The 23,679-nt window shown below is 64.6% G+C and carries 20 protein-coding genes and 1 pseudogene; 14 read left to right on the top strand and 7 right to left on the bottom strand.

Annotation, left to right across the window (positions count from 1 at the left end; translation table 11 throughout):
* The 3 genes and pseudogenes from VGD10_RS05460 to VGD10_RS05450 all read left to right on the top strand — a co-directional run.
* A pseudogene (locus tag VGD10_RS05460) lies at positions 1-2,058 on the top strand (chromosome segregation protein); the annotation flags it as partial.
* Positions 2,059-2,101: 43 nt separating this feature from the next.
* Positions 2,102-3,181 carry a DUF3616 domain-containing protein gene (locus tag VGD10_RS05455; RefSeq protein WP_331039790.1) on the top strand — a complete coding sequence of 360 codons (1,080 nt, stop codon included), beginning with the start codon at positions 2,102-2,104 and terminating at the stop codon, positions 3,179-3,181.
* Positions 3,182-3,266: 85 nt separating this feature from the next.
* On the top strand, positions 3,267-5,423 hold the full coding sequence (locus VGD10_RS05450; protein WP_331039789.1) for a TonB-dependent siderophore receptor: 2,157 nt from the start codon (positions 3,267-3,269) through the stop codon (positions 5,421-5,423).
* Here VGD10_RS05450 and ypfJ read toward each other — a convergent pair.
* Positions 5,420-6,310 (bottom strand): KPN_02809 family neutral zinc metallopeptidase, encoded by an 891-nt coding sequence (gene ypfJ, locus VGD10_RS05445; protein WP_331039788.1) that lies wholly within the window; start codon positions 6,308-6,310, stop codon positions 5,420-5,422. The two genes, VGD10_RS05450 and ypfJ, sit on opposite strands and share 4 nt — an antisense overlap.
* Before the next feature lie 119 nt (positions 6,311-6,429).
* Between ypfJ and VGD10_RS05440 the strand changes: the two genes are divergently transcribed.
* The 3 genes from VGD10_RS05440 to VGD10_RS05430 all read left to right on the top strand — a co-directional run bounded on the left by VGD10_RS05440 (position 6,430) and on the right by VGD10_RS05430 (position 9,241).
* The gene (locus VGD10_RS05440) at positions 6,430-7,203 is read left to right on the top strand and encodes a 3-hydroxybutyrate dehydrogenase (RefSeq protein WP_331039787.1); all 774 of its coding nucleotides are present in this window, start codon (positions 6,430-6,432) and stop codon (positions 7,201-7,203) included.
* Between the two features lie 69 nt (positions 7,204-7,272).
* Positions 7,273-7,908 (top strand): DUF4893 domain-containing protein, encoded by a 636-nt coding sequence (locus tag VGD10_RS05435; RefSeq protein WP_331039786.1) that lies wholly within the window; start codon positions 7,273-7,275, stop codon positions 7,906-7,908.
* Positions 7,909-7,924: 16 nt separating this feature from the next.
* Complete coding sequence (locus VGD10_RS05430) at positions 7,925-9,241, top strand: amidohydrolase (RefSeq protein WP_331039785.1); 1,317 nt, start codon at positions 7,925-7,927, stop codon at positions 9,239-9,241.
* A gap of 1 nt (position 9,242) precedes the next feature.
* On the opposite strand, the gene msrA is transcribed toward VGD10_RS05430, so the two are convergent.
* Positions 9,243-9,839 carry a peptide-methionine (S)-S-oxide reductase MsrA gene (gene msrA / locus VGD10_RS05425; protein ID WP_331039784.1) on the bottom strand — a complete coding sequence of 199 codons (597 nt, stop codon included), beginning with the start codon at positions 9,837-9,839 and terminating at the stop codon, positions 9,243-9,245.
* Positions 9,836-10,774 (bottom strand): aldo/keto reductase, encoded by a 939-nt coding sequence (locus VGD10_RS05420; protein ID WP_331039783.1) that lies wholly within the window; start codon positions 10,772-10,774, stop codon positions 9,836-9,838. Before VGD10_RS05420 ends, msrA begins: the two co-directional genes overlap by 4 nt.
* Positions 10,775-10,862: 88 nt before the next feature.
* Between VGD10_RS05420 and prsK the strand changes: the two genes are divergently transcribed.
* Genes prsK through VGD10_RS05405 form a run of 3 tightly spaced genes read left to right on the top strand, consistent with a single transcriptional unit; the run spans position 10,863 to position 15,072 of the window.
* Positions 10,863-12,914 carry an XrtA/PEP-CTERM system histidine kinase PrsK gene (gene prsK, locus VGD10_RS05415; protein WP_331039782.1) on the top strand — a complete coding sequence of 684 codons (2,052 nt, stop codon included), beginning with the start codon at positions 10,863-10,865 and terminating at the stop codon, positions 12,912-12,914.
* Entirely contained in the window at positions 12,911-14,272 is a 1,362-nt protein-coding gene (gene prsR, locus VGD10_RS05410; RefSeq protein ID WP_331039781.1) for a PEP-CTERM-box response regulator transcription factor, read from the top strand. The genes prsK and prsR overlap by 4 nt, the downstream gene beginning before the upstream one ends.
* Positions 14,273-14,331: 59 nt before the next feature.
* Complete coding sequence (locus tag VGD10_RS05405) at positions 14,332-15,072, top strand: SIMPL domain-containing protein (protein WP_331039780.1); 741 nt, start codon at positions 14,332-14,334, stop codon at positions 15,070-15,072.
* A gap of 62 nt (positions 15,073-15,134) precedes the next feature.
* On the opposite strand, the gene VGD10_RS05400 is transcribed toward VGD10_RS05405, so the two are convergent.
* Positions 15,135-16,913 carry an ABC-F family ATP-binding cassette domain-containing protein gene (locus tag VGD10_RS05400; RefSeq protein WP_331039779.1) on the bottom strand — a complete coding sequence of 593 codons (1,779 nt, stop codon included), beginning with the start codon at positions 16,911-16,913 and terminating at the stop codon, positions 15,135-15,137.
* 31 nt (positions 16,914-16,944) lie between these two features.
* A complete protein-coding gene (locus VGD10_RS05395) occupies positions 16,945-17,589 on the bottom strand; it encodes a queuosine precursor transporter (RefSeq protein ID WP_331039778.1) in 645 nt (214 codons plus the stop codon).
* 102 nt (positions 17,590-17,691) lie between these two features.
* Here VGD10_RS05395 and VGD10_RS05390 point away from each other — a divergent pair, with 102 nt between their 5' ends.
* The 4 genes from VGD10_RS05390 (at position 17,692) to VGD10_RS05375 (ending at position 21,062) form a co-directional block, all read left to right on the top strand.
* Positions 17,692-18,261 carry a TIGR00730 family Rossman fold protein gene (locus VGD10_RS05390; protein ID WP_331039777.1) on the top strand — a complete coding sequence of 190 codons (570 nt, stop codon included), beginning with the start codon at positions 17,692-17,694 and terminating at the stop codon, positions 18,259-18,261.
* 34 nt (positions 18,262-18,295) lie between these two features.
* Entirely contained in the window at positions 18,296-19,627 is a 1,332-nt protein-coding gene (locus VGD10_RS05385; RefSeq protein ID WP_331039791.1) for a NupC/NupG family nucleoside CNT transporter, read from the top strand.
* A gap of 45 nt (positions 19,628-19,672) precedes the next feature.
* The gene (locus VGD10_RS05380; RefSeq protein WP_331039776.1) at positions 19,673-20,623 is read left to right on the top strand and encodes an isopenicillin N synthase family dioxygenase; all 951 of its coding nucleotides are present in this window, start codon (positions 19,673-19,675) and stop codon (positions 20,621-20,623) included.
* Positions 20,624-20,714: 91 nt separating this feature from the next.
* The gene (locus VGD10_RS05375; protein WP_331039775.1) at positions 20,715-21,062 is read left to right on the top strand and encodes a hypothetical protein; all 348 of its coding nucleotides are present in this window, start codon (positions 20,715-20,717) and stop codon (positions 21,060-21,062) included.
* On the opposite strand, the gene VGD10_RS05370 is transcribed toward VGD10_RS05375, so the two are convergent.
* Both VGD10_RS05370 and VGD10_RS05365 read right to left on the bottom strand, forming a co-directional pair.
* Positions 21,059-21,505: a cytidine deaminase gene (locus VGD10_RS05370; protein ID WP_331039774.1), complete on the bottom strand. Its 447-nt coding sequence runs from the start codon at positions 21,503-21,505 to the stop codon at positions 21,059-21,061. The genes VGD10_RS05375 and VGD10_RS05370 overlap by 4 nt on opposite strands.
* Complete coding sequence (locus VGD10_RS05365) at positions 21,502-23,103, bottom strand: amidohydrolase (RefSeq protein WP_331039773.1); 1,602 nt, start codon at positions 23,101-23,103, stop codon at positions 21,502-21,504. Before VGD10_RS05365 ends, VGD10_RS05370 begins: the two co-directional genes overlap by 4 nt.
* 148 nt (positions 23,104-23,251) lie before the next feature.
* On the opposite strand from VGD10_RS05365, the gene VGD10_RS05360 reads away from it, so the two are divergent.
* A complete protein-coding gene (locus tag VGD10_RS05360; protein ID WP_331039772.1) occupies positions 23,252-23,551 on the top strand; it encodes a hypothetical protein in 300 nt (99 codons plus the stop codon).
* The last annotated feature ends 128 nt before the right edge of the window (positions 23,552-23,679 follow it).

The following is a 23,679-nucleotide window of genomic DNA, read 5'->3' as shown; positions in this document are numbered from 1 at the left end:
GTCGGCGCCGCCGAAGCCGGCCGTCAGCAGGCCGCCGCGGCCCGCGACGCGGCTGAGAGCGAAGGGGCAGCGGCGCGCGCGGCGCTCGCGGCATTGCAGTCGGAAGCACAGGCGCTTCGCAAGGCGGTTGAGGGCACGAGCGGCGACCGTGCGATCAATCATCTGAAGGCGGAAACGGGTTACGAGCATGCACTAGCAGCCGCGCTTGGCGACGATCTCGATGCCGCGCTGGAAGGCGAAGCCGCGCGGCGCTGGGCGGGGGCGGACAAGCAGGCTGGCGATCCGCCGCTTCCGGCAGGTTGCACGCCGCTGAGCGAGCATGTGACGGCGCCCGCGGCGCTTGCCCGGCGCCTCGCGCAGATTGGCGTTGTCACTGAGGATGATGGCAGCATCGCGCTTGCGGTCGGGCAAAGGCTTGTCACACGGGACGGACAGCTTCGGCGCTGGGACGGCTTTGTGGCGACGGGTCTTGGGGCTGCGGCGGCCGAGCGGCTGATCCGGGTCAACCGCTTGGCTGAGATCGAGAAGGCGTCGCCGGGCGCGGAAGCCGCCGTGACCGATGCGCAGGCTCGGATTGATGCCGCGCTTCGGCAGATGCAGGAGGCGCGGGAGGCCGCCGACCGGAACCGCCGCATCGAAGCGGAAGCGAATGCCGCGATCCGCGAGGCCGGGCGCGAGGAAGACGCCGCGAATGTCGAAATAGAGCGGCTGGACATTCGCCGGACCGGCCTTGCCGAACGGGTTGCGCAGGCGGATGCGGACCTTGCGGATGCCAAGCAGGCAGCAGCCGAAGCGGAGGCGGTGGTCACCGCGCTGCCAGACGCCGGCGCCACCCAGGCGCGGGTAGCGGCGCTGCGGGAGAAAGCGGAGGCCGCACAGCGGGCGCTTGCCGAGCTTCGCGCGGAAGCGGCGACTCATGCGCGGGCGATCAGCGCCGACAAGCAGCGCGCCGAGGCTGCGAAGAAGGAAAGCGCCGACTGGCAGGTCCGTGCCGCCGACGCCGCCCGCCGCCATGAGGATATGGGGCGCCGCATTGCGGAAGCGGAAGTTGAGGCGGCGGAACTGGCGGATGCGCCGGAGCGGCTCGCGGCGGCGGTGGAGGCCCTTGAGACGGAGTCGATTGCGGCGGCAGAAGCCGCGGAAGCGGCGGCGGCGCATGAGCGGCAGGCCGAAGAAGCGCTGCGCGAGACCGAGAAGAAGCTCGCCGATGCGGGCGAAGCGCTGGCGGTCGCGCGTGAAGCCCGGGCCGGGGCGGTCGCGCGGCACGAGAATCAGGAGAGCCGCCGCATCGAGATGGGCCGCATCTCCGGCGAACGTTTCCAGTGCCCGCCGCCGCTGCTGCCCGAGCAACTCGGATTCGATGAAGGGTCGATAAGAGACGCATCGATCGAGTCCACCGAGAAGGACCGGCTCAGCGCCGAGCGGGAGCGGATAGGCCCAGTCAACCTCGTCGCCGAGCAGGAGCTTGCCGAGCTGGAGGACAGCCGCACCACCAATCAGGCGGAACGGGAGGAACTGGGCCTCGCCATCAACCGCCTGCGCGGTTCGATCGGCAGCCTGAACCGCGAAGGCCGGGTGCGGCTGCTGGCCGCGTTCGAGGCGGTGAACGGCCATTTCCGCAGCCTCTTCACCACCCTGTTCGAAGGCGGGCAGGCGCATCTGGAACTCATCGATTCGGACGATCCGCTGGAGGCCGGCCTTGAAATCATGGCGCAGCCGCCGGGGAAGAAGCTTTCCGCGCTCACCCTCCTGTCCGGCGGCGAGCAGGCGCTGACGGCGGTGGCGCTGATCTTCGCGCTGTTTCTGACCAACCCGGCCCCGATTTGCGTGCTCGACGAAGTCGACGCGCCGCTGGACGACGCCAATATCGAGCGCTTCTGCGACCTGCTCGACCGGATGACGGCGGAGACGGACACGCGCTACCTGATCGTCACGCACAATGCGGTGACCATGAGCCGCATGCACCGCCTGTTCGGCGTCACGATGATCGAGAAGGGGATCAGCCGGCTGGTCAGCGTCGACCTCGGCGGCGCGGAGAGGCTGCTGGCGGCGGAGTAGCCCAAGGCGCGGAACGCTTGCCGCTCCCTCCTGTTTGGATTTCATGTTCGGATCATCGAAGACGGGCTGGCCGGAGCCGGCAAAGCCGCATGGCGATGTAAGCCTCCGCTTCGACGCCGAAGAAGATGACGACAATGTCCGGAACCTCTCCGCCGCGACCCGCATCGGCAACACGCTGTTCGTAGCAGGCGACGAATGCGCGGCGATCGAACGGCTGACTGGAGAAGGCGACCGCTGGGCCAATCACCGGCAGCTGCCGCTCGGCGATTATCTGGACCTTGCGGATGCAGAGGAGGAAGCGGACCTGGAAGGGCTTGCAGCCGACGACAATTGGCTGTGGCTGGTCGGCAGCCATGCGCGGACGAGAGCCAAGCCCGAGAAGGAACAGGACGAATGCATCGACCTCCACAAGCTCGCCGACCTTAAGGATACCCGCCCGCGCTGCCTTCTCGCGCGCCTGCCTCTGGTGGAGACAGAGGATGGATGGCTGCCGGTCAGGAAGGACGGGAAGCGCCGCGCAGGACTGCTGAAGCAAAGCAAGGATGGCGGGGCTCTGGCCAAAGCGCTGAGCGCCGATCCGCTGCTGAAGCCGTTTACGCGCGTTCCCGCCAAGGAGGGCGGGCTCGACATCGAGGGCATTGCCGTATGCGGGGAGCGTGTGGCGCTCGGCATGCGCGGGCCGGTGATCGCGACCCATGCCTTGCTGCTGGAGTTGAAGGTCAAAGCCAAGGCGTCGGGCAAGCTGGAGTTGGACGGCGCGCCCGTGAAGCGGCTGCTCGCCATGGAGGGGCTCGGCATTCGCGACCTTAAGAAATGCGGTGACGATCTGCTGATCCTAGCGGGACCGACGACGGGTCTCAGCGGCCCGGTCGCGCTCTACCGGTGGCGCGACTGGGCGAACGACCCGCCGCAGGACGATCGGAAGGTGCGCCTGCACCGGCCCGAGCGTCTGCTCGACCTTCCCTTCGGCCGCGGCGAGGATCATCCGGAGGGGCTTGCGCTCTGGGGCGAGGATGGGGTGACAGCCGACCAGATCCTGGTCGTCTGCGACAGCCCAGGGCACGGTCGGTTCGACGCGCGAAAGAAGACACTGCGCGCCGACATATTCGACCTCCCGGAGTGAACCAATCGCTATTGCGAATTATTCTCAACAGCAGTAGATGCCCTTTCAGCAGCGTAACAACGCGCACTGTTCTCAAGGGGTCATCATGTTCATCCGTTCCGTTTCCGCCATCGCCCTTTCCTGCTCCCTCGCAGATCCCGCCCTAGCGGCCGAAGCCGCCACGACTGAAGTCGCAGTCGACGACACGCAATCGATCGTCGTTACCGGCCAGCGGCCGGAATATGGCGCGGAGAAGACCTGCACCGCGACCCGCACCTGCACCGACATCAAAGACGTGCCGCAGGCGATGACGGTGATTTCGGAAAGCCAGATCGAGGATCAGGACCTGCGCTCGATCGCCGATATCCTGACTTTCGTGCCCGGAGCGACGCCCGGGACCGGCGAGGGCAATCGGGACCAGATCACGCTTCGCGGCAACAATACGACCGCTGACTTCTTCGTCGACGGCATCCGGGACGACGTCCAGTATTTCCGCGACCTCTACAATGTCGATCGGGTCGAGGTGCTGCGCGGCTCCAACGCAATGATCTTCGGCCGCGGCGGCGGCGGCGGCGTCGTCAACCGGGTCACCAAGCGCTCCAGCCTCAACGAATATCGCGAGTTCGCGATCTCAGGCGACAGTGAGGGCGGCGTACGCCTCACGGGCGACCTCGATCAGCCGCTGGGTCTGAACGCTGGCCTCCGGGTCAATGGCGTCTACGAAAATGGCGAAAGCTTCCGCCCCAACGTGGAGCTGGAGCGTTACGCGGTGAACCCGACGGTCGGCATTCTTGCGGGGCCGGATACGCGCATCGACCTATCTTACGAATTCTTCCATGACCGGCGCACCGCCGATCGCGGCCTTCCATCGCAGAACGGCGATCCCGTTGAGGGCCATGACAGCGTCTTCTTCGGCGATCCCGACAAGAGCTATGCGGATGCGGACGTCCATATCGGCACGTTCGCCGTTGAGCACAGCTTCGGCGAGGGCCTGACGCTCCGCAACCGGACGCTCTACGGCGACTATGACAAATTCTATCAAAACATCTACCCGAGCAGCGCGGTTAGTGGCGGCACCCTGAGCCTGTCCGCCTATAACGACACCATCACGAGGGAGAATCTGTTCAGCCAGAGCGACCTCGTCTGGGAAAACCAGCTCGGCGGAATCGACCAGACATTGCTGATCGGCTTCGAGCTTGGCCGGCAGGAGAGCCGCCAGCGCCGCCTCAACGGCTTCTTCGCGATCACGGGTCAGGCCAATCGCCGCTCTTCCACTCCAGTGCCTGTGGAGTCTCCCACGATTGACGCCGACGTCGTGTTTCTCCCGTTCAACACGACCGCGCCCTGCACGCCGCCCGCGATTGGGCTATGCACCCCGTCCAATTTCACCGAGGGTGAGGCGAGCGTCACCGCAATCTACGTCCAGGACCAGATCCGGCTTTCGCCGGCGTTCGAGATCGTTGCCGGCCTCCGCTTCGACCGCTTCTCACTCGATGTCACCAATCTCAGCAATAATGCGGAGTTCAGCCGGACGGACGAGCTGCTGTCGCCCCGGATCGGCTTCATCGCCAAGCCGATGCCGGACCTGTCGCTCTATGCGAGCTACAGCCGCTCCTATTTGCCGCAGTCGGGCGACCAGTTCGGCTCGCTCGACGTGACGTCCGAGGCGCTGGAGCCGGAGAAGTTCGACAATTACGAAGTCGGCGCGAAGTGGGAACCGGTCGAAGGGCTCCTTGCCACGGCCGCAGTCTATCAGCTTGATCGCACCAATACCCGTGCAGTCGATCCAGTGACGAACCTCACGGTGCTAACCGGCGCCCAGCGGAGCCGCGGCCTCGAGTTGGGCCTTGAGCGCAGCGTCAGCGACCGGTGGCAGATTTCAGCCGGCTATGCCTGGCAGAAGGCGGAGATCACGGAGCGCACGACCGCCTGCAATCCTGCCAGCCAGCGCTGCGAGGTGCCGCTCGTCCCGCGGCACCAGTTTGCGCTGTGGAACCGCTACGACGTGTCGGATGCGCTTGGGCTCGGCCTCGGAGTGATCGCACGGTCGAAGTCGTTTGCGTCGATCAGCAACAATGTGACGCTTCCAGGCTATGCGCGGGTGGATGCGGCCGTGTTCTACGAGCTTGCCGACAATATTGAGGCGCAGGTAAACATCGAGAATTTGTTCGGCGCCGACTATTTTCCGACCGCGCATAACGACAACAATATTGCGCCGGGAGCGCCGACCACTGCGCGGGCGACGCTCCGCTTCCGCTTCTAGATGTTGGCCGTATAGACGTCGCAGGCAGCGGGATCTCCGCTCTGGAGGCCCCGCTGCAGCGCCTGCTGGCGCTGGGCCGAGGTGCCGTGCGTGAAGCTTTCCGGCACCACATAGCCTTGCGCTGCCTTTTGCAGCGTATCGTCGCCGATCGCTTCGGCGGCGCGCATGCCTTCTTCGATATCACCGGACTCTATCGCCGCCCGCTCGGTTGCCGCCCAGACCCCGGCATAGCAATCCGCCTGAAGCTCCATCGCGACCTGCAGCGCATTGCCCTCGGCCTTGCTGGCGCGGGACTGCGCCTGCCGGATGCGGTCAGCGGTGCCGGTGATGGTCTGAACGTGATGGCCGACCTCATGCGCGATCACATAGGCCTGCGCGAAATCGCCCGGCGCCTGGAAGCGGGTGCGAAGCTCGTCGAAGAAAGCGGGGTCGATATAGATACGCTGGTCGGACAGGCAATAGAAGGGTCCCATCGCGGATTGGGCGGCGCCGCAGCCTGACTGCCCGGCGCGATTGTAGAAATCCATCGAGGCGGGCCGGTATTGCTGCCCCTGCGCCTGAAATAGTCTGGACCATTGATCCTCGGTCGAGGCGAGCACCTGGCAGGAGAATTTGTTGGTCTCGCTCATGTTGCAGGCCTGATCGGCGCCGGTGCGTTCGACCTGGCTGCCGCCCCCGACCATCTGACCGCCGCCGCCGAGCAGGCTCATCGGATTGATCCCGAACACGAGGGCGAGGATCAGCAATATGACGATGCCGCCGCAGCCGAGCCCGCCGCCGCCCATATTGAAGCCGCCGCCTCCGCCCATCGGAAAGCCGAAGCCGCCTCCGCCGCGCCCGGTCTGCATGCCGACATTGCTGCTTGTCCTGCGTCCGCCGAAGCGCATTTGGGGAGCCTCCCGAAAGTTCGTTTCGTCCGCTCAATGCTTCGGCAGGGAAGCGGTTGCATTTGGAGCGAGGGGACGCGAGAGTTGAACAAGGTTTCAACTTCGCTGAAGGCAGATGCATGTTCCTGAAGGGCAAAAACGCGCTCGTCACCGGCTCCACCTCAGGCATCGGGCTGGCCTGTGCCCGCGCCCTCGCGGCCGAAGGCGCGGCGGTGGTGCTGAACGGTTTCGGTGACGCGGACGAAATCGAGGCGATCCGGAAGGAGCTGGAAGAGACGAGCGGCGCGCCTGCCCGCTACAGCAATGCCGACCTGACCCGCGCCGATGCGATCGAGGCGCTGATGGCGGCGGCAGGCGAGATCGACATCCTCATCAACAATGCGGGCATGCAGCATGTCGCGCCGGTGGATCGGTTTCCGGTCGAAAAATGGGATCTCATCATCGCGCTCAATCTCAGCGCCGCCTTTCACACGACGCGGCTCGCGCTTCCGGCGATGAAGCGGAAGGGCTGGGGCCGGGTGATCAACACCGCGTCGGCACACAGCCTCGTCGCCAGCCCGAACAAGGCGCCCTATGTCGCCGCCAAGCACGGTATTGCCGGCTTCACCAAGGCTGTCGCGCTGGAAACCGCGACCAGCGGGGTGACGGTGAACTGTATCAGCCCCGGCTATGTCTGGACGCCGCTGGTCGAGAACCAGATCCCGGACACGATGAAGGCTCGGGGCCTCACGCGCGAGCAGGTGATGAACGACGTGCTCCTGTCCGCCCAGCCAACCAAGAAGTTCGTGACTGTGGACCAGGTTGCGGCGCTCGCCCTCTTCCTGTGCCGGGATGAAGCTTCGTCGATCACCGGCGCCAATCTCTCCATGGATGGGGGCTGGACGGCGCAATGATTTGCCCCCGGCAGTTGCAAGTGCCGCCAGTCAGCCTGTAGCAACCTCCTCCGGGAGATGGTCTGAAGCATGAAGAAAGCACTGGCATCCGCATGCGTTGCATCCGCTTTTCTGCTTTCGGGCTGCGGAGGCGGAGCGAAACGGCCGCAGAACGCGCCTTCCCTCGCCACATTGGATTGGCGGGAGATTGCCACGGAATCCGATCGCGACCGCCTCCGCCAGTGGCGCTCGGCCTGGGTGAACGGGCTTGCGAAAGCGAGTGCGTCGGGTCATGACGCAGCGCTGACCCGCGAAGGTCCGCTCCTGCAGCCTGACGCCGCCATACCCTGGCAAGCGCCGCCGCCCGGCAATTATCACTGCCGGGTTCTGAAGATCGGCGCGAAAGCCGCAGGCATGATGGATTATGTCGTCTACCCCGCCTTCAATTGCCGCATCCGGCCCGAGAACGGCCTTACCAGCTTTGCGAAACTCAGCGGCTCGCAGCGGCCCATGGGCCTGTTCTTTCCCGACGGTAATCGCCGCATGGTCTTTCTCGGCACTCTGCAGCTTGGGGACGAGAAGATGGCGCTGGAATATGGCCGCGACCGGGAACGCGACATGGCCGGAGTCCTCGAGCGCGTCGGCGAGAACCGCTGGCGCCTCGTCTTCCCTTATCCGCATTTCGAAAGCACCATAGACGTAGTGGAACTCATTCCACGCGCCTGACCCCGAAAGCACCTCTATGCGCAAAATCGCCGCCGCTCTTCTCGCTTCCGCTCTCTTTGCTTCGCCCGCCGCCGCAGACACGCTGCGGGATGCAGTCGCGAAGGACATGCCGTCGCTGCTCACCCTCTACCGCGACCTGCACGCGAACCCGGAACTGTCGATGCAGGAGGTGAAGACCTCCGCCAAGCTGGCCGCGGAAGTGAAGAAGCTCGGCTTCGATGTCACCACGGGCGTCGGCAAGACGGGCGTGGTCGCGGTGATGCGGAACGGCCCTGGCCCGGTGCTGATGCTCCGCGCCGACATGGATGCGCTCCCGGTCGAGGAGCAGACCGGCCTTCCCTATGCCAGCAAGGTCCGGGCAACAACTCCTGCGGGCGTGGAAAGCGGCGTCATGCACGCGTGCGGCCATGATACGCATATGGCGGCCTGGGTCGGGACGGCGCGGCGGCTTGCCGCGATGAAGGATCAATGGTCGGGCACGCTCGTCATGATCGCTCAGCCCGGCGAGGAAACCGGCGAAGGCGCGAAGGCGATGCTTGCCGACGGCCTCTACACGCGCTTCCCGAAGCCCGACAGGGTTCTCGCCTTTCACGATGGACCGATGCCGGCCGGCATGATCGGCTATTCCCCCGGACCGGCACTGGCCAACGTCGACAGCGTCGACATCACGGTTCGCGGCGTCGGCGGCCATGGTGCCGCTCCGCACACGACGCGCGATCCGATCGTGCTTGGCGCGCGAATGATCGGGGCGCTGCAGACTTTGGTTAGCCGCGAGATCAACCCGCTCGATTCCGCCGTCGTGACGGTCGGCAGCTTCCATGCGGGGGCGAAGCACAACATCATTTCCGACGAAGCCAAAATGCAGCTCACGGTCCGGAGCTATACGCCCGAGGTGCGGCAAACCTTGCTGGACGGCATCGCCCGCATTGCGCGCGGCGAAGCGATCGCGGCGGGCGTGCCGGAAGACCGAATGCCGGTCGTGACGGTGCGGGAGGCGGAGTCAACGCCTGCGACCGTGAACACCGAAGCCTTCACGGCAAGCACGGCGGCCCTCCTGACCGAGCGGTTCGGGGCCGAGCGCGTGCGCCGCGTGCCGCCGGTCATGGCTGGCGAAGATTTCAGCCGCTACCACCTCGCCGACAAGAGCATCGAAAGCTTCATCTTCTGGGTGGGCGGCGTGCCGCAGGCGCAATGGGCAAAGGCGGCCGGCGATCCCACGAAATTGCCGGCGCTCCACAGCCCCTTTTGGGCGCCGGATCCGGAGGCGACGATATCCACCGCGACCGAAGCGATGGTGGTGGGCGCCCTCGGCGTGCTGAAGAAGAAGGGCTAGTCTATCTGCCCCAGACTTCCTTCAGCCGCGCCTCGCGGCCGCAGGAGAAGCGGTAGTAGCGGTAGCGGATCGGGTTCTTCTTGTAATAATCCTGATGATAATCTTCGGCCGGGTAGAAGCGTGCAGCCAATAGGATCGGCGTCACCATTCGCCCTTTAAGACTGCGGCCGGCCTCTGCCTTGGCCGCCTCCGCCAGCCGGCGCTGCTGCGGGGTCGCGAAGATCGCAGTCCGGTAGCTTTCGCCGCGGTCGCAGAACTGGCCGCCGGCATCGGTCGGATCGACAGTTCGGAAATAATAGCGGGCCAGCTGCGCGTAACTGACCCGCGCCGGATCGTAGGTGACCTTCACCGCCTCATAATGGCCGGTGCCGCCGGCCGAGACCCGCTCGTAAGTCGGATTTGCTGTGCGGCCGCCGGTGTAGCCGGACAACGCGCCGACCACGCCCGGCAGCTTTTCGAAATCGGCTTCGGTGCACCAGAAACAGCCGCCGGCGAAGATCGCCGTCTCCGTCCGCTGCGGCGAGGCGCTGGCGGGTCCGGAGCCGGAATCGCAGGCCGCGATTGCCAGGCAGAGAAGCGGGAGGTGGAGCCGCGTCACTGCGCGCTTGCCGCGTTCAGCCGTTCGACCTGATCGGGCGTAAGTTCAAGCTCCATTGCGCCCAACAACTCTTCGAGCTGTTCGAGACTCGTCGCGCTGGCGATCGGCGCGGTGACGGCCGGCTGAGCCGACAGCCAGGCCAGCGCCGCCTGGGCGGGTGTCGCGCCCGTCTCCGCCGCAACCTCGTCCAGCGCGGCGAGCACGCTAATGCCGCGAGCGTCCAGATATTTGCCGAGGCCGCCGCCGCGCGGGCTTTTGCCGAGATCGGCTTCGGACCGGTATTTGCCGCTGAGGAAGCCTGAGGCGAGGCCGTAAAAGGCGACCATGCCGAGGCCGCGCTCCTGGACCAACGCCGACAGCTCACCTTCGTACTTCGGCCGCTCCAGCAGATTGTACCAGGTCTGGAGCACGGAGTAGCTGGCGAGACCCTCGCGCGCGCTGATGTCGAGCGCCTCGCGAAGCCGCGGCGCCTCGATCTGAGATGCGCCGATCGCCCTCACCTTCCCCGTATGCACCAGCCTGTCGAAGGCGCCGAGCGTCTCTTCGAGCGGCGCGTTGGGATCGTCCTTGTGCGAGAAATAAAGGTCGACATAGTCGGTGCCGAGCCGCTGCAGCGAACGGTCGATAGCGGCGGCGATCGTGCCGGCGGCGAGGCCCTCGTCGTATCCGACCTTAGTGGCGATAAGCACGTCGTCGCGGCGGTCGCGGCGCTTCAGCCATTCGCCGATGATGCTTTCGGATTCACCGCCTTCGTTACCAGGCACCCAGGAGGAATAGACGTCCGCCGTGTCAATCATGGTTCCGCCGCGCGCGACGAAGCGGTCCAGAATGTCGAAGCTGGTTTCGCGGTCAGCGGTCCAGCCGAACACGTTGCCGCCGAGCACCAAAGGCGGAGTCTGAAGCCCGCTGCTGCCGAGGCTTCTTATGAGGGACATAGGCTTTCTCCGATCTCACCTCAGATGGTCTTCAGGAAATTTTTGTCAATTTTCGCGACACTGCGCACCATGTCAGAGAATCTTACAGGTGACTGAGCTGATCGGCCTCTGGAGTCATTCGCTCGCGGCCGCGCTCTACGGCGCGCTCGCCGTGTGGCAGCCCCGCATGGCCAAGGCGGATGCCAGCCGCCGGCCGCTGGGCGTAGCCTTTGCCGCCATGACGGCATGGGCATTGGCGCACGCTTTGTTCGAGCCGCAGACGATATGGGCGGCGGTCGGCGAGAGCATCCGCAATCTTGCCTTCCTCACCTTCATGTACGGCATCATCGGAACCGGCGCGGACGACGAACGGCAGCGCGCAGTGAAGCTCGTCTATGGCGCCGTCGCCTGCGTGATCGGCCTCCAGTTCATTCTGGGCATGCTCACGCCGTTTGCGGAAGGACACGCAGCCTCGACTTTGCTGTCGAGCCGCAACGGCCTCGGCCTCACCATGGCCGCCGGTTCCCTGGTGCTCGTGCACAATCTCTATGGCCAGGCGTCGGCGACGTCGCGCGCCTCGATCCAGCTCCCGACCGTCGCGCTTGCGGCTTTGTGGGGCTACGAACTCCACGTCTATACCGTCGCCTATCTGACCGAACAGTCATGGAGCGGGTTGTTCGCGATGCGCGGGGGGCTCGCGGCCCTGCTCGCGCCGCTCTTCGCACTCGCCGCCAAGCGCAACCCCGATTGGCGCGTGCAATTGTCCCGCGCCGCCACCTTCCAGTCGCTCTCGCTGGTGGCAATTCTGGCTTATTTCATCGCGATGATCTGGATCACGCGGGCGATGGCGCTCGTCGGCGACGATTGGGGCCGGGTGCTGCAGGCGGCCGTGATCATCGGCGTCACCTCCGCGGCGCTGTTCCTGCTGCCGTCCAAGCGCTTTCGCGGATGGCTCCGCGTTCAAGTCGCCAAACATTTCTTCGAACATCGCTACGATTATCGCGAAGATTGGCTGCGCTTCACCCGCACGATCGGTACGACCGGCAGCGGCGCACCGCTCGGCGAACGCGTTGTGAAGGCGCTTGCCGACGTTGCGGCCTCTCCCGGCGGCTTGCTGCTCACGCTGGACGGCGGTCGCCTGTCCCCGTCTACTGCGCATGCTTGGAAGGGCGAGCGCCCGGCTGGTGAAGTGGAGGACGACTTCGTCCGCTTCCTTGCCTCCACCTCCTACGTCGTCGACTTCAGCGGTAAGGGTTTGGAAGACCTTAAGCCGGCCATTCCTGATTGGCTGAAGCAGGTCGAGGGCGCTTGGGCGGGCGTGCCGCTGGTGCACAATGATGGCCTTGTCGGTCTCGTGCTGCTCGAGCCGCCGGTCCCCGCCCGGCCGATGGACTGGGAGGATTTCGACCTCTTCCGCACTGCGGGCATCCAGGCCGCGAGCTACCTTGCCGAGGCGCGGACGCAGGAGGCGCTCGCCAATGCCGAGCGGTTCGACGAGTTCAACCGCCGTTTCGCCTTCATCATGCACGACATCAAGAACTTGGTGAGCCAGCTCTCGCTGGTCGCGCGCAATGCGGAGCGGCACGCCGATAACCCGGAGTTCCGCGCCGACATGGTGGCGACGCTGCAAAGCTCGGTGCAGAAGATGAACGACCTCTTGGCGAAGCTGTCCCGCAGCAGCGCCCCTGAGGCGCAGGAAGCACGGGCCACCTTGGTCCAGCCGGTGATCGCCGCGGTGGCAGAAGCCAAGCGCCGCCGCCACCCGATCGAAGTGAGTGGCGACGCCCGCATCGCCGCCGAGGCCGATCCGGCGCGGCTCGAACAGGCGCTGACGCAAATCGTGCAGAACGCGATCGACGCCAGCCCTTCCGAGGCACCGTTGCTAATCGTGTTCGAAAAGCGCGGGACCCAAATTGCAATCGAGGTAGCCGATCAAGGCTGCGGCATGTCGCCTGATTTCATCCGAACGCGCCTGTTCCAGCCTTTCGCCTCAACCAAGGAAAGCGGCTTCGGCGTCGGCGCGTTCGAGGCGAAGACGCTCGTCACTGCGATGGGCGGCCGCATCGAGGTGGATAGCCAGGAAGGCGAAGGCAGCCGTTTCACCATCTTCCTCCCCGCAGCGGCTAGCGCTGCGCACGACAAGCAACGGATCACAGCATGAACGCGCCTTTCAAGCCCAAGCTCCTGATCGTCGAGGACGATGAAGGCCTGCAGCGGCAGCTCCGCTGGGCCTATGAGGATTATGAGGTGATGGTCGCCTCCGACCGGTCGAGCGCGGTCGATCTCGTCCGCGCGCAGGAGCCGCCGGTGGTGACGCTCGACCTCGGCCTTCCGCCCGATCCGGATGGGGTGAGCGAGGGCTTCGCGACGTTGGAATCCATCCTCGCACTTCGCCCTGACACCAAGGTGGTGGTGGCGACCGGCCACGGCGCGCGGGAAAGCGCGCTCCGCGCCATCGCGTCCGGCGCCTACGATTATTATCAGAAGCCGGTCGACATCGATCAGCTGGGCCTGATCGTCCGCCGCGCCTTCCAGCTGCACGAGATCGAGAATGAGAACCGGCGGCTCGAGGAGCGGGTCGGCGACGAGCGCACCGTCCTCGGCACGATGATCACCGCCGCGCCGGAGATGCTGAAGGTTGCGCGCACCATCGAGCGGGTCGCCAATGCCGACGTTTCGGTGATGCTGCTTGGCGCATCTGGCACCGGCAAGGAATTGCTCGCCCGCGGTGTCCACGATGCGAGCGGCAGGCGGGACAAGGGTTTTGTTGCGATCAACTGCGCGGCGATCCCCGAGAACCTGCTCGAAGCGGAGCTGTTCGGCTACGAGAAGGGCGCGTTCACCGGCGCGATCAAGACCACCGAAGGCAAGATCGAGCTTGCTGAGGGCGGCACGCTTTTCCTCGACGAGGTCGGCGACATTCCCCTGCCTCTGCAGGTGAAGCTGCTTCGCTTCCTTCAGGAGCGGGTGATCGAGCGGATTGGCGGGCGGAAGGCGATCCCCGTCGACACGCGCATCGTATGCGCGACGCATCAGAACCTCGAAGCGATGATCCAGGAGGGGCGCTTCCGCGAAGACCTGTTCTACCGCCTCGCCGAGATCGTCGTGAAGATCCCGACGCTCGCGGAGCGGCACGGCGATGCGGCTTTGCTCGCCAAATATTTCCTCGCCCGCTTCGCCAAAGAGATGAACCCGCAGGTGAAGGGCTTCACGCCCGGCGCGCTGGCGGCGATCACGGACTGGCATTGGCCGGGCAACGTGCGCGAGCTCGAGAACCGCATGAAGCGGGCCGTCATCATGGCGGATTCGAAGCTGATCACGGCCGAGGACCTCGACCTCGAAGCGTTGGAAGAAGCGCTGCCCGTGAACCTCAAATCGGCACGCGAGGAAGCCGACCGCCGCGCCATCCGCCAGGCGCTAGCGAAGACGGAAGGCAATATCTCAGGCGCGGCGAAGCTGCTCGGGATCAGCCGGCCAACGCTCTACGACCTGCTGAAGCATTACGACCTGCAGCCATAAACTGGACTGCAAAAGTTTTTACGGTAACGAAGCGGTCGCTCGCAATTAGGAGTAGCTCGATGCGAAATTTCGTTGCCCTCGCCTTGCTGGCCGTGAGTGCGGCCGCACATGCGGAGGTCCCGCCCGTAAACCTCACATCGTCGAACCCTGTAGTCGGAATTGCCGTCACCGAGAGCGTACAGAGTCGACCGGACGTCGCGATAGTGAGCGTCGGGGTAACGGCCAGCGATCCTAAGGCCGCCAATGCTCTTTCCCAGACCGCGGTGAAGATGAAGCAGGTAATCGATAGACTTCGGGCGTTCGGCATCGCGGAGAAAGACATTCAGACGACCGGGATCGATCTTGAGCCGAACTACAATGACGACGAGGACGATGACGCCTCCGAAGAGGAACGGAAAATCATCGGTTACACAGCTTCGAACGATTTGAGGGTGCGGTACGGCCGGGTGAATGAGGTCGGCAAACTGCTCGACGCGCTCGTCGCTGCCGGCGCGAACAGCATTGATGGCCCTTATTTCGAAAGCTCGAATGCCGCCGTTCTTCGCGGTCAGGCTTGGGACAAAGCGCTCCTCTCGGCGGAACTGCGCGCAAGGGAATATGCACGGCGCAACGGCGCCCGCGGGATAAAACTTCTGTCGATCACTGAAGGCACATTCTCAGGCTACGGCGGGGAAATCGTCGTGACTGGCAGCGGGAGCAGCGATGGTCCGCCGCCGCCTCCACCACCGCCCTCGCCGACGGAGGCAGGAGAAATCAAGACGTCCATTTCACTCTTCGTACAATATGCGCTGGAGCCTTAGACCAGCGCTTCAGATGTCTGCTTAAGACGGAGTGAGCGCGTTTTCGAACGGACGACCTGCCATCAGGCAAGCGCCTCCGCCTTTTCGGCAAGCTCCAGCCAGCGTTCCTCGGCGGCGTCGCGTTCGGTGCGGGCCTTTTCGATGGCGGCGGTGAGGGCGGCGAAGCGGTCAGGGTTCTTGGTGTAGAGGTCGGGGTCGGAAAGAGCGTCCTCATCGCGTGCGATCTGCGCCTCCAGCTCCTCGATCCGCCCCGGCAGCAGGTCGTAGTCGCGCTGGTCCTTGTAGGTGAGCTTGGTCTGCTGCTTCGGCGCTGCGGGAGCGACCTTGGGCGCGGCGGCTTTCTGCGCCGACGCTTGCGGCGCCTTCCGCTTCCGCTCCCAATCCTCGTAGCCGCCGGCGACGATGTCGACCCTTCCGGAGCCGTCAAGGCCGAGCGTGATCGTCACCGTCCGGTCGAGGAAGTCGCGGTCGTGGCTGACGATCAGGACCGTGCCGTCATAGTCGGCGATTACTTCCTGGAGGAGATCGAGCGTCTCCAGGTCGAGATCGTTGGTCGGCTCGTCGAGCACCAAGAGGTTTGAGCGCCGAGCAAATTCGCGCGCGAGCAGCAGCCGCGACCGCTCGCCGCCGGAGAGGGTGCCGATCTTGGCGTCGATCAGCTCCGGCGCGAACAGGAACTCCTTTAGGTAGCCCTGCACATGCTTGCGGACGCCGCGCACGTCGACCCAGTCGCCGCCGTCGGCAAGGATGTCGCGCACATGCTTGTTGGGATCGAGGAGCTTCCGCTGCTGGTCGATCACGACGCCGTCCAAGGTCTTGGCGCGCCGGATAGCGCCCTCGTCCGGCTCCATCTCTCCGGTCAGCAGCTTGAGCAAAGTCGTCTTGCCCGCGCCGTTGGCGCCGACGACGCCAATCCGGTCGCCGCGCGTGATGCGGAGGTTGAAATCCTTGATGATCGTCCGGTCGCCAAAGCGTTTGGTGACCTTCTCGGCGTCGATCACCACCTTCGTCTTCACATCGTCATTTTGAAGACCGAGCTTAGCCGTGCCAGCCGGTCCCAGCATGGCTGCGCGCGTTGCCCGCATCTCCTGAAGCTTGGCGAGCCGCCCCTGATTGCGCTTGCGCCGCGCGGTGACGCCGCGTTCCAGCCAGTGCAGCTCGAGCTTCAGCTTGGCGTCGAGCTTTTCCGCCGCGCGCGCTTCTTCGGCATAGACCTGCTCGGTCCACGCATCGAAGCCGCCGAAGCCGATCTCCGCCCGCCTGATGGCTCCTCGATCGAGCCAGAGCGATGAGCGGGTCAGGCGCTTCAGAAAGGTGCGGTCGTGGCTGATCGCAATGAAGGCGCCGGTATAGCGGGAAAGCCAGTCCTCCAGCCATTCGATGGCCGCCAGATCGAGATGGTTGGTAGGCTCGTCGAGCAGCAGCACCTGCGGGTCCTGCGCCAGCGCCCGTGCGATGGCCGCGCGGCGCCGTTCGCCGCCGCTCGCCGTCGCAGCCTCGCGATCGAGATCAATGCCGATCTGGGTGGCTATCGCGTCCACCTCGTAAGGCGGCGGCGCGTCGGGACCGGCGAGGGCGAAGTCACGCAGGGTGGCGAAGCCCTCGACTTTCGGGTCCTGCTCCAGAAGCACGACCTTGATGCCGGGCTGGATGGTGCGGCGGCCCTCGTCCGTTTCGATCATGCCGGCGAGGCATTTGAGCAAGGTCGTCTTGCCCGCGCCGTTACGGCCGATCAGCGCCAGCCGGTCGCGTTCTCCGATGAAGAGGTCAAGGCCGCGGAACAGCCAGCCCGCGCCCTGCACGAGTCCGAGATTTTCATAAGCGAGTACGGGTGCGGCCATGGCGCGTCAGATAGTGCTCGTCCCGAGAAAGTCACGCCGGGCGCGCGTCGAGCCTGCGGCCCATGCCGACAAAGAGGTAGATGAGCGGCGGCACCAAGACGGCGGAAAGGGCCACCTTTGCGATCATCTGCCCCATCAGCAGCTCTCCGATCGGAAACACGCCGTAAAAGGCGATTGTGATGAACAGCAAGGTGTCCACGATCTGGGAGAGGACGCCGGCGACACCCGAGCGGAGCCACAGCATCCGGCCGCCCTCGCGCTTCATACGGCTGAAGATGGTAACGTTCAGGATTTGCGATATGCCGTAGGCGATGATCCCGCCGATCCAGATGCGGGGGGTCGCCTTCATCATCATCTCGAACGCTGCGAGCCGTTCAGGCTCCATCTTCGCGGAGGCTGGAACGGCCAGCACCAGCAGGGTGAGGAACAGGGATACCAGGAGCGGGACGAAGCCGAACAGGACAAGCTTGTTTGCCACCGCACGCCCATGCAGCTCGGCCACCGCACTCGAAGTCACCACCAACGTCAGGAAAGCGAAGATGCCCGCTTCCACTGCGAGCGGCCCCAGCGCCACCTGCTTGTTGCCGAGCACGCCGGCAATGCAGACCATGCCGCCGTAGAAGATCGAAAAGGCGAAGAGGGAGCGGGAGATTGCGGGTGCGTTCGTATCGGACATAGGGTTGCCTAACCGGTTTATTCATGAAGAAAAAGGGCTTGCCGCAATCGTGCATTCACGCGAGGGAGCGGCTTTCCAAAGGGGCAGGAGTTTTCCGGTTTGTTGAAGCGGCTTGCCGTTTATTGCGGCTCCAGCATGGGCGCCGATCCGGCATTTGCCGACACTGCCCGCTCGTTAGGCGAAGAGATGGCGCGGCGCGGCATCGAGCTTGTCTATGGCGGCGGCAGGCTCGGCCTAATGGGCGTCGTCGCCGATGCAGTTCTGAACGCCGGCGGCAAGGCGCACGGCGTCATTCCGCAGGCGCTGATAGACCTCGAAGTCGCGCATACCGGCCTGACCGGGCTTCACATCGTCGGCACGATGCATGAGCGGAAGGCGAAGATGACGGAGCTTACCGACGCTTTCGTCGCTCTGCCGGGCGGCATCGGCACGTTCGATGAATTGTTCGAAGCCTGGACGTGGAACGCACTCGGCTATCATGCCAAGCCGTTCGCGCTTCTGAACGTGTCTAACTTCTGGGACGGGATGATCGGCTTCCTTGATCATACCACTTCGAGCGGCTTCATGTCGCCGGCGCGGCGTGCGCAGCTGCTGGTCGCGGACGATATTGGCGAAGCGATTGATTTGCTGGACAGAGCCGCCGCGGCATCAGAAAGAAAGATGGTCTGGTAGACGCCGGAGCGGGTGTCTTGGGGGGAGAGTGAGCGTGGAGAATTTTCGGGCCATAGCGGGGATCCTGCTGATCCTCCTCATCGCCTTTCTGCTGTCGTCGGACCGGAAGGCGATCCGCCTTCGCGTCGTCTCGGCCGCCTTCGCGCTGCAGGCGGGTATCGCGCTCCTCGTCCTTTACACAAGCTGGGGACGGGCTGGCATCGAGGCGCTGTCGCGCGGCGTTTCGAATCTTCTGAGTTACGCCAACAAGGGCACCGAATTTCTGTTCGGCCCGTCGGTCGCGAACCCGCTCGCCAATACGTTCGCGCTCGGCGCGCTTCCCGTCATCATCTTCTTCGCCGCTTTGGTTTCGATCCTCTATTATCTGGGCATCATGCAGAAGGTCGTCCGCTGGGTCGGCGGCGCGATCGGCTGGGTGACCGGCATCGGCCGGGTAGAATCGCTTGGTTCCGCCGCCAATATTTTCGTCGGGCAGTCGGAATCGCCGCTGGTGGTGCGCCCCTATCTCGCAGCCCTGACGCCGGCGCAGCTGTTCACGCTTATGACCGTCGGCATGGCGGGTGTCGCTGGGACTATCCTTGCCGCTTACGCGACCCTACTCGGCGAGCAGTATCTGCCCTTCCTCCTCGCTGCCGCCTTCATGTCGGCGCCCGGCGGCATCCTAATGGCAAAGATCATGATGCCGGATGTGGTGGCGCCGAAGGAGCCGGAACACGTGGAGCTTCCGGCGAGCCGCATCAGCGGCCCAGGGCCCGCCGCTTTGCTGCCCGAGACGCATCCCGGCCTGCCCGAAGCCGATGAAGTGGACGTGGCCGAGACGTTCGAGGACGGCGAGCGGCCCGCCAACATCATCATGGCCGCCGCGCAAGGGGCGCAGACCGGCGTCAAGCTGGCAGTCGCGGTCGGCGCGATGGTGCTCGCCTTCGTCGCGCTGGTGGCGCTCGCCAATGGCCTGCTTGGCGGCGTCGGCGCCTGGTTCGGTTATCCGACCTTGAGCTTCCAGCAGATCGTCGGCTGGGTGTTCCAGCCGATCATGTTCATGATCGGCGTTCCCTGGAACGAGGCGGGGGTCGCGGGCGGCCTATTCGGGACCAAGATCGTGCTTAACGAATTCGTGGCCTTCATCGACCTCGGCAATGCGGGCGGTCCCGCCGCGGCCCTGACCGACCGCAGCCGCGCCATCGTCACCTTTGCGCTCTGCGGCTTTGCCAATTTCAGTTCGATCGCGATCCAGATGGCGGTGACGGGCGGCCTTGCTCCCACCCAGCGGCCAGTGATCGCGAAGTTGGGCGTCAAAGCGCTGATCGCCGGTTCGCTCGCGAACCTGATGAGCGCGGCGCTTGCGGGGCTGATGCTCAGCCTTTGATTTTCGTCGTTTCCGCGGGGACCGCCTTTCCGCTAAAGGATTGTCATGACTGACACTCTTATCGCCGACAGCATCGCCTCCGTCTCCCTCACCGACTCCAGCCGCGACCCCCAGGGCTTCGCGCAGGAGTTGGGGCAGTCGTTCGAGCGCTACGGCTTCGCAATCATTCGCAACCACGGCATTCCGCAGGAGCTGATCGACCGCGCGGAAGAGAAAGCGAAGCAATTCTTCGCGCTGCCGGAAGAGGTGAAGCGGAAATATGCCATTCCCGGCGGCGGTGGCGCGCGCGGCTATACGCCGTTCGGCATCGAGACGGCGAAGGGACACAAGGCGCACGACCTCAAGGAATTCTGGCATGTGGGGCGGGAGCTTGCCGCCGGCCATCCGTTCCGCGACACAATGGCCGACAATGTCTGGCCGGAGGAAGTGCCGGGGTTCAGGGAAACTTTCCTTGAGCTTTACGACACGTTCGACCGTACGGGCCTGAAGGTGCTCGCCGCCATTGCGCGCTATCTGGGGATCGACGAGGATTATTTCGCCGACACGGTGCGGGACGGCAATTCGGTGCTGCGCATGCTTCATTACCCGCCGCAGATGGAGCCGACCGGAGAGCATATCCGCGCCGGGGCACATGAGGATATCAACACCATCACCTTGCTACTCGGGGCGGAGGAAGCGGGCCTCGAACTGCTGACCAGGGAGGGCAAATGGATCCCGGTGAGCCCGAAGGAGGGCGAACTCGTGATCAATATCGGCGACATGCTGCAGCGCCTCACCAATGGCCGGCTGCGGTCGACCTCCCACCGTGTCGTGAACCCGGCGCCGGACCGCGCCAGCAACGCGCGCTATTCGATGCCCTTCTTCCTCCACTTCCGCCCCGATTTCCTGATCGAGGCGCTGCCGGGCACTGTTGCTGACGGCGAGCAGGCGAAATGGCCGCCGATCACCGCCCACGATTACCTCCAGGAGCGGCTCCGTGAGATCAAGCTGGCCTAAATGAACAGTCCACTTTCCACGATCATCGTCGCGCTGCTGCTACACGGCTCCCATACAAGCAACTGGCGACATCAGCCCGCGCGAAGCGATCGTGGCTGCGGCCGATGCGGCACCTCGGGCAGTGCCTGGCATCTTTGCTATGAAAGTGAGCGCGACTGGGCGGAACAAGAAGAGGGTCTACCTCAATTCAGAGCAGGACTATCGCGACCAGCGAAATATTACGATCAACATTGCACCAGCGGCCGCCGAACGACTGGCAAGACGCTACGGCGCGCCAGCGGACCGTTTCTTCATGGGAAAAAATATAAGGGTACACGGCGCGGCACGGCGGGAACGGATCGATTTCGTCGGCGCGAACCTGCGGCCAACGGGCCTATATTATTATCAAACCCATGTGCACGTGACCGATCCCGATCAAATCAGCATCGTTTCAGACTAAGTATCGGCATCCTTCAGATTGGCGGGGCCGAAGCCGAGCGGCAGAAGCTCGGAAATCCGCATCGATTTGACTTCCGTACCATCGCCGTTGGCGGAGATCACTTCGATGTCGCAGCCTGAGACATGCGCGGCTTCGAGAATCGACTGGCGGCAGCCGCCGCATGAGGTGACAACTGACCCACCGGTCAGTTCACCATCGGGTCCGACATGGCCGCCGGCGACCGCGATGCGGGCGATCTTGTCCAGGCCGAAGCTCTGCTGGGCGGCTGTCAGCGCGGAAATCTCGCCGCAGACGCCGAGGCGGTAGCAAACATTTTCCATATTGGCGCCGACTGCGATCTCCCCATCCATGGACTCAATCGCGCAGCCGACGCTGAACTTCGAATAGGGCGCATAGGCGCCGAGCGCGGCCTTGCGCGCTTCTTCCACCAGCGGATGGCTCATTGCACGCCCCGCGCGCGCTTCTGCGCCTCGACCATCGCTGCCACCTCCGCAAGCAGCTGCTTGGCGTCGTACACGATGCCGTCTTTGATCGTGTAGCGGACGCCGCCAACCCGCTCGACCTTGCCGTCCTTGTCGAGCCGCTCGAAGCCGGTGCCGTAGAGCGTCTTAAAATTATGCAGGGGATTTTCCGGCACAATGACGAGGTCGGCTAACATGCCCGGCCGCACCATGCCGAACGGCGCGTCCGTGCCCTTCGGCCGGTAGATTTCATGCGCGCCGTTCCGCGTCGCGGCCTGGACGGCCTCCAGCGGGGTGAAACCCGCTTCCTGCAGCATCTCCAGCTCCTGAACGTAGGGGAAGCCCCAGCTTTGGTAGATGTAGCCGGGATCGGAGCCGACGGTGACGATGCCGCCCATATTCTTATAATCGTTCATCAGCCGCATGTAGGGCCCGTAGAAGCGGCGCCAGGCGACTTCCTTCGCCGTCGTCCAATCGTACCAGTAGGAGCCGTGATTGACGCGGCTCGGGGCAAAGAAGTCGGTCAGCGACGGTAGGGTATATTTCTGATGCCAGTCGGCATTTCGCGCCCGCATCAGGTCGCGCGAGGCCGAATAGATGTTAAAGGTTGGGTTGAAGATGACGCCGTTTTCGAGCTGCTGTTCGAGATAAGCGCGCCATTCCGGCCCGCCGGGTTCGACGATCTGGTCAGTGAAATTGGCGATCTCGAAGAAGCGGCTCTGTTCGTCGAGCATATTGTAGTCGGCCGGATATTTCGGCAGCCGCCCGTCCTTCAGCAGGCTTTCGAAATGGCCGTAGAAGTGGGTGACGGTATCGAGGCCCAGTTCGCCGGCAATGCGCGCATTGACCTCGGCGACGCCGCCCTGCCCGAGATGCGCGACGGTGCCGAGCTTGCGCTTTTTCGCCTCGTCGATGGCCGCGGCGGTGATGGCCCGCGGCTCGGAGTTGAACAGCTTGACGCCGTCATAGCCGGCCTTGGCCGCCCACCTGACCCACTGGCGCGCCTTTTCCGGACTGTCGATGTCGCCGCCGTCCCAGCCGTCGCCCAGCGCCATGTAAGCGAAAAGGCGAGGCGCGACGATGCTGTTGTCGGCGCTGCGGCGCTTGTCGTCGAGCGAGAGATTGTTGGGCCCCCAGTAGAGCGAGATCCCGCGGACGGCGGTGACGCCGTGCGCCAGCCACAGCTTGTATCCGTAGGAGGGGTTCGGCGCCTTCGCCGGATCGCCATTATGGCCGTGCGTGTCGACGAAGCCCGGCAGAACATACATGCCGGTGGCGTCAATTTCCCGGTCGAAATCGCGCGGCTCGCGGTCCGGCTTCAGCGGCAGGCCAGGCGTTCCGGCGCCATTGATGCTCTCGATCCTGTTGCCGCGAACGACGATGTCCACCGGCCCACGCGGCGGCGCGCCGCTGCCGTCGATCAGCATTGCGCCGCGAATCACCAGCTTCCCGAACGGCCCTTCACCCTCGTTCGAAGCGCGGTTCGGAACCGGCTCCATGCCCGCGGGCGGCTCCGCCGCCTGTAGCGCGGGAGCAACACCTGCCAGTGCCAAAACCGCAACAGCGGTAGCGAGGAACATCTTCACCTTCATAAATCCCTCGGCAACTCAGTCACTTATAGAAACAGCCACGTCAAACCTGTCGCCAAGCCTTCAGCCATATTCATGACCTATTCAATGGCGAACGCCTATGTCACCCATGACCTAAGAGGAAATCAGAGTTTTTGTCATGCGTTTGCTTGCTCTCATCACCGCCGCCGCGATCGGCATAACGGCTGCCCAGCCGGCCGAAGCCTCGCGCCCGCGGGAGAAGGAGCAGGACCGCGCCTGGCGCGGCACGCGCGAGGGCCACATCATGCCGCTCCGCGCGATCGAGGCGATGGTGGTGCCCCATATGCGCGGCGCCGACTATCTCGGCCCTGAATTCGACGGCGACCGCTATCGCCTGAAATTCATGAAGCAGGGCCGCGTCATGTGGGTCGATGTCGACGCCCGCAGCGGCCGCATCATTGGCAAGGCCGGCTTCTGACCGGCCGGAGCCAACGTAACGGCCCCGCAACTTTACAGCTTCCCTTAATGAAACCATTGGCAATGGCGCTTGTTGGGCATTGAGGGTCCGTATCCAGTACCCGCAACGGTCGTGACGGAGCGGATTTT

Origin of the sequence: Allosphingosinicella sp. (genome assembly GCF_036402135.1) — a bacterium.
Lineage (GTDB): Bacteria > Pseudomonadota > Alphaproteobacteria > Sphingomonadales > Sphingomonadaceae > Allosphingosinicella.
Note: the sequence above shows the minus strand (reverse complement) of the source record. Positions and strands in the feature narration are given on the sequence as shown.

What these genes read in the sequence shown, in the direction of transcription:
- VGD10_RS05455 (WP_331039790.1), top strand. Translation starts at nt 2,102, where the DNA reads ATGTTCGGATCATCGAAGACGGGCTGGCCGGAGCCGGCAAAGCCGCAT.
- VGD10_RS05450 (WP_331039789.1), top strand. Translation starts at nt 3,267, where the DNA reads ATGTTCATCCGTTCCGTTTCCGCCATCGCCCTTTCCTGCTCCCTCGCA.
- ypfJ (WP_331039788.1), bottom strand. Translation starts at nt 6,310, where the DNA reads ATGCGCTTCGGCGGACGCAGGACAAGCAGCAATGTCGGCATGCAGACC.
- VGD10_RS05440 (WP_331039787.1), top strand. Translation starts at nt 6,430, where the DNA reads ATGTTCCTGAAGGGCAAAAACGCGCTCGTCACCGGCTCCACCTCAGGC.
- VGD10_RS05435 (WP_331039786.1), top strand. Translation starts at nt 7,273, where the DNA reads ATGAAGAAAGCACTGGCATCCGCATGCGTTGCATCCGCTTTTCTGCTT.
- VGD10_RS05430 (WP_331039785.1), top strand. Translation starts at nt 7,925, where the DNA reads ATGCGCAAAATCGCCGCCGCTCTTCTCGCTTCCGCTCTCTTTGCTTCG.
- VGD10_RS05420 (WP_331039783.1), bottom strand. Translation starts at nt 10,774, where the DNA reads ATGTCCCTCATAAGAAGCCTCGGCAGCAGCGGGCTTCAGACTCCGCCT.
- prsR (WP_331039781.1), top strand. Translation starts at nt 12,911, where the DNA reads ATGAACGCGCCTTTCAAGCCCAAGCTCCTGATCGTCGAGGACGATGAA.
- VGD10_RS05405 (WP_331039780.1), top strand. Translation starts at nt 14,332, where the DNA reads ATGCGAAATTTCGTTGCCCTCGCCTTGCTGGCCGTGAGTGCGGCCGCA.
- VGD10_RS05400 (WP_331039779.1), bottom strand. Translation starts at nt 16,913, where the DNA reads ATGGCCGCACCCGTACTCGCTTATGAAAATCTCGGACTCGTGCAGGGC.
- VGD10_RS05395 (WP_331039778.1), bottom strand. Translation starts at nt 17,589, where the DNA reads ATGTCCGATACGAACGCACCCGCAATCTCCCGCTCCCTCTTCGCCTTT.
- VGD10_RS05380 (WP_331039776.1), top strand. Translation starts at nt 19,673, where the DNA reads ATGACTGACACTCTTATCGCCGACAGCATCGCCTCCGTCTCCCTCACC.
- VGD10_RS05370 (WP_331039774.1), bottom strand. Translation starts at nt 21,505, where the DNA reads ATGAGCCATCCGCTGGTGGAAGAAGCGCGCAAGGCCGCGCTCGGCGCC.
- VGD10_RS05365 (WP_331039773.1), bottom strand. Translation starts at nt 23,103, where the DNA reads ATGTTCCTCGCTACCGCTGTTGCGGTTTTGGCACTGGCAGGTGTTGCT.
- VGD10_RS05360 (WP_331039772.1), top strand. Translation starts at nt 23,252, where the DNA reads ATGCGTTTGCTTGCTCTCATCACCGCCGCCGCGATCGGCATAACGGCT.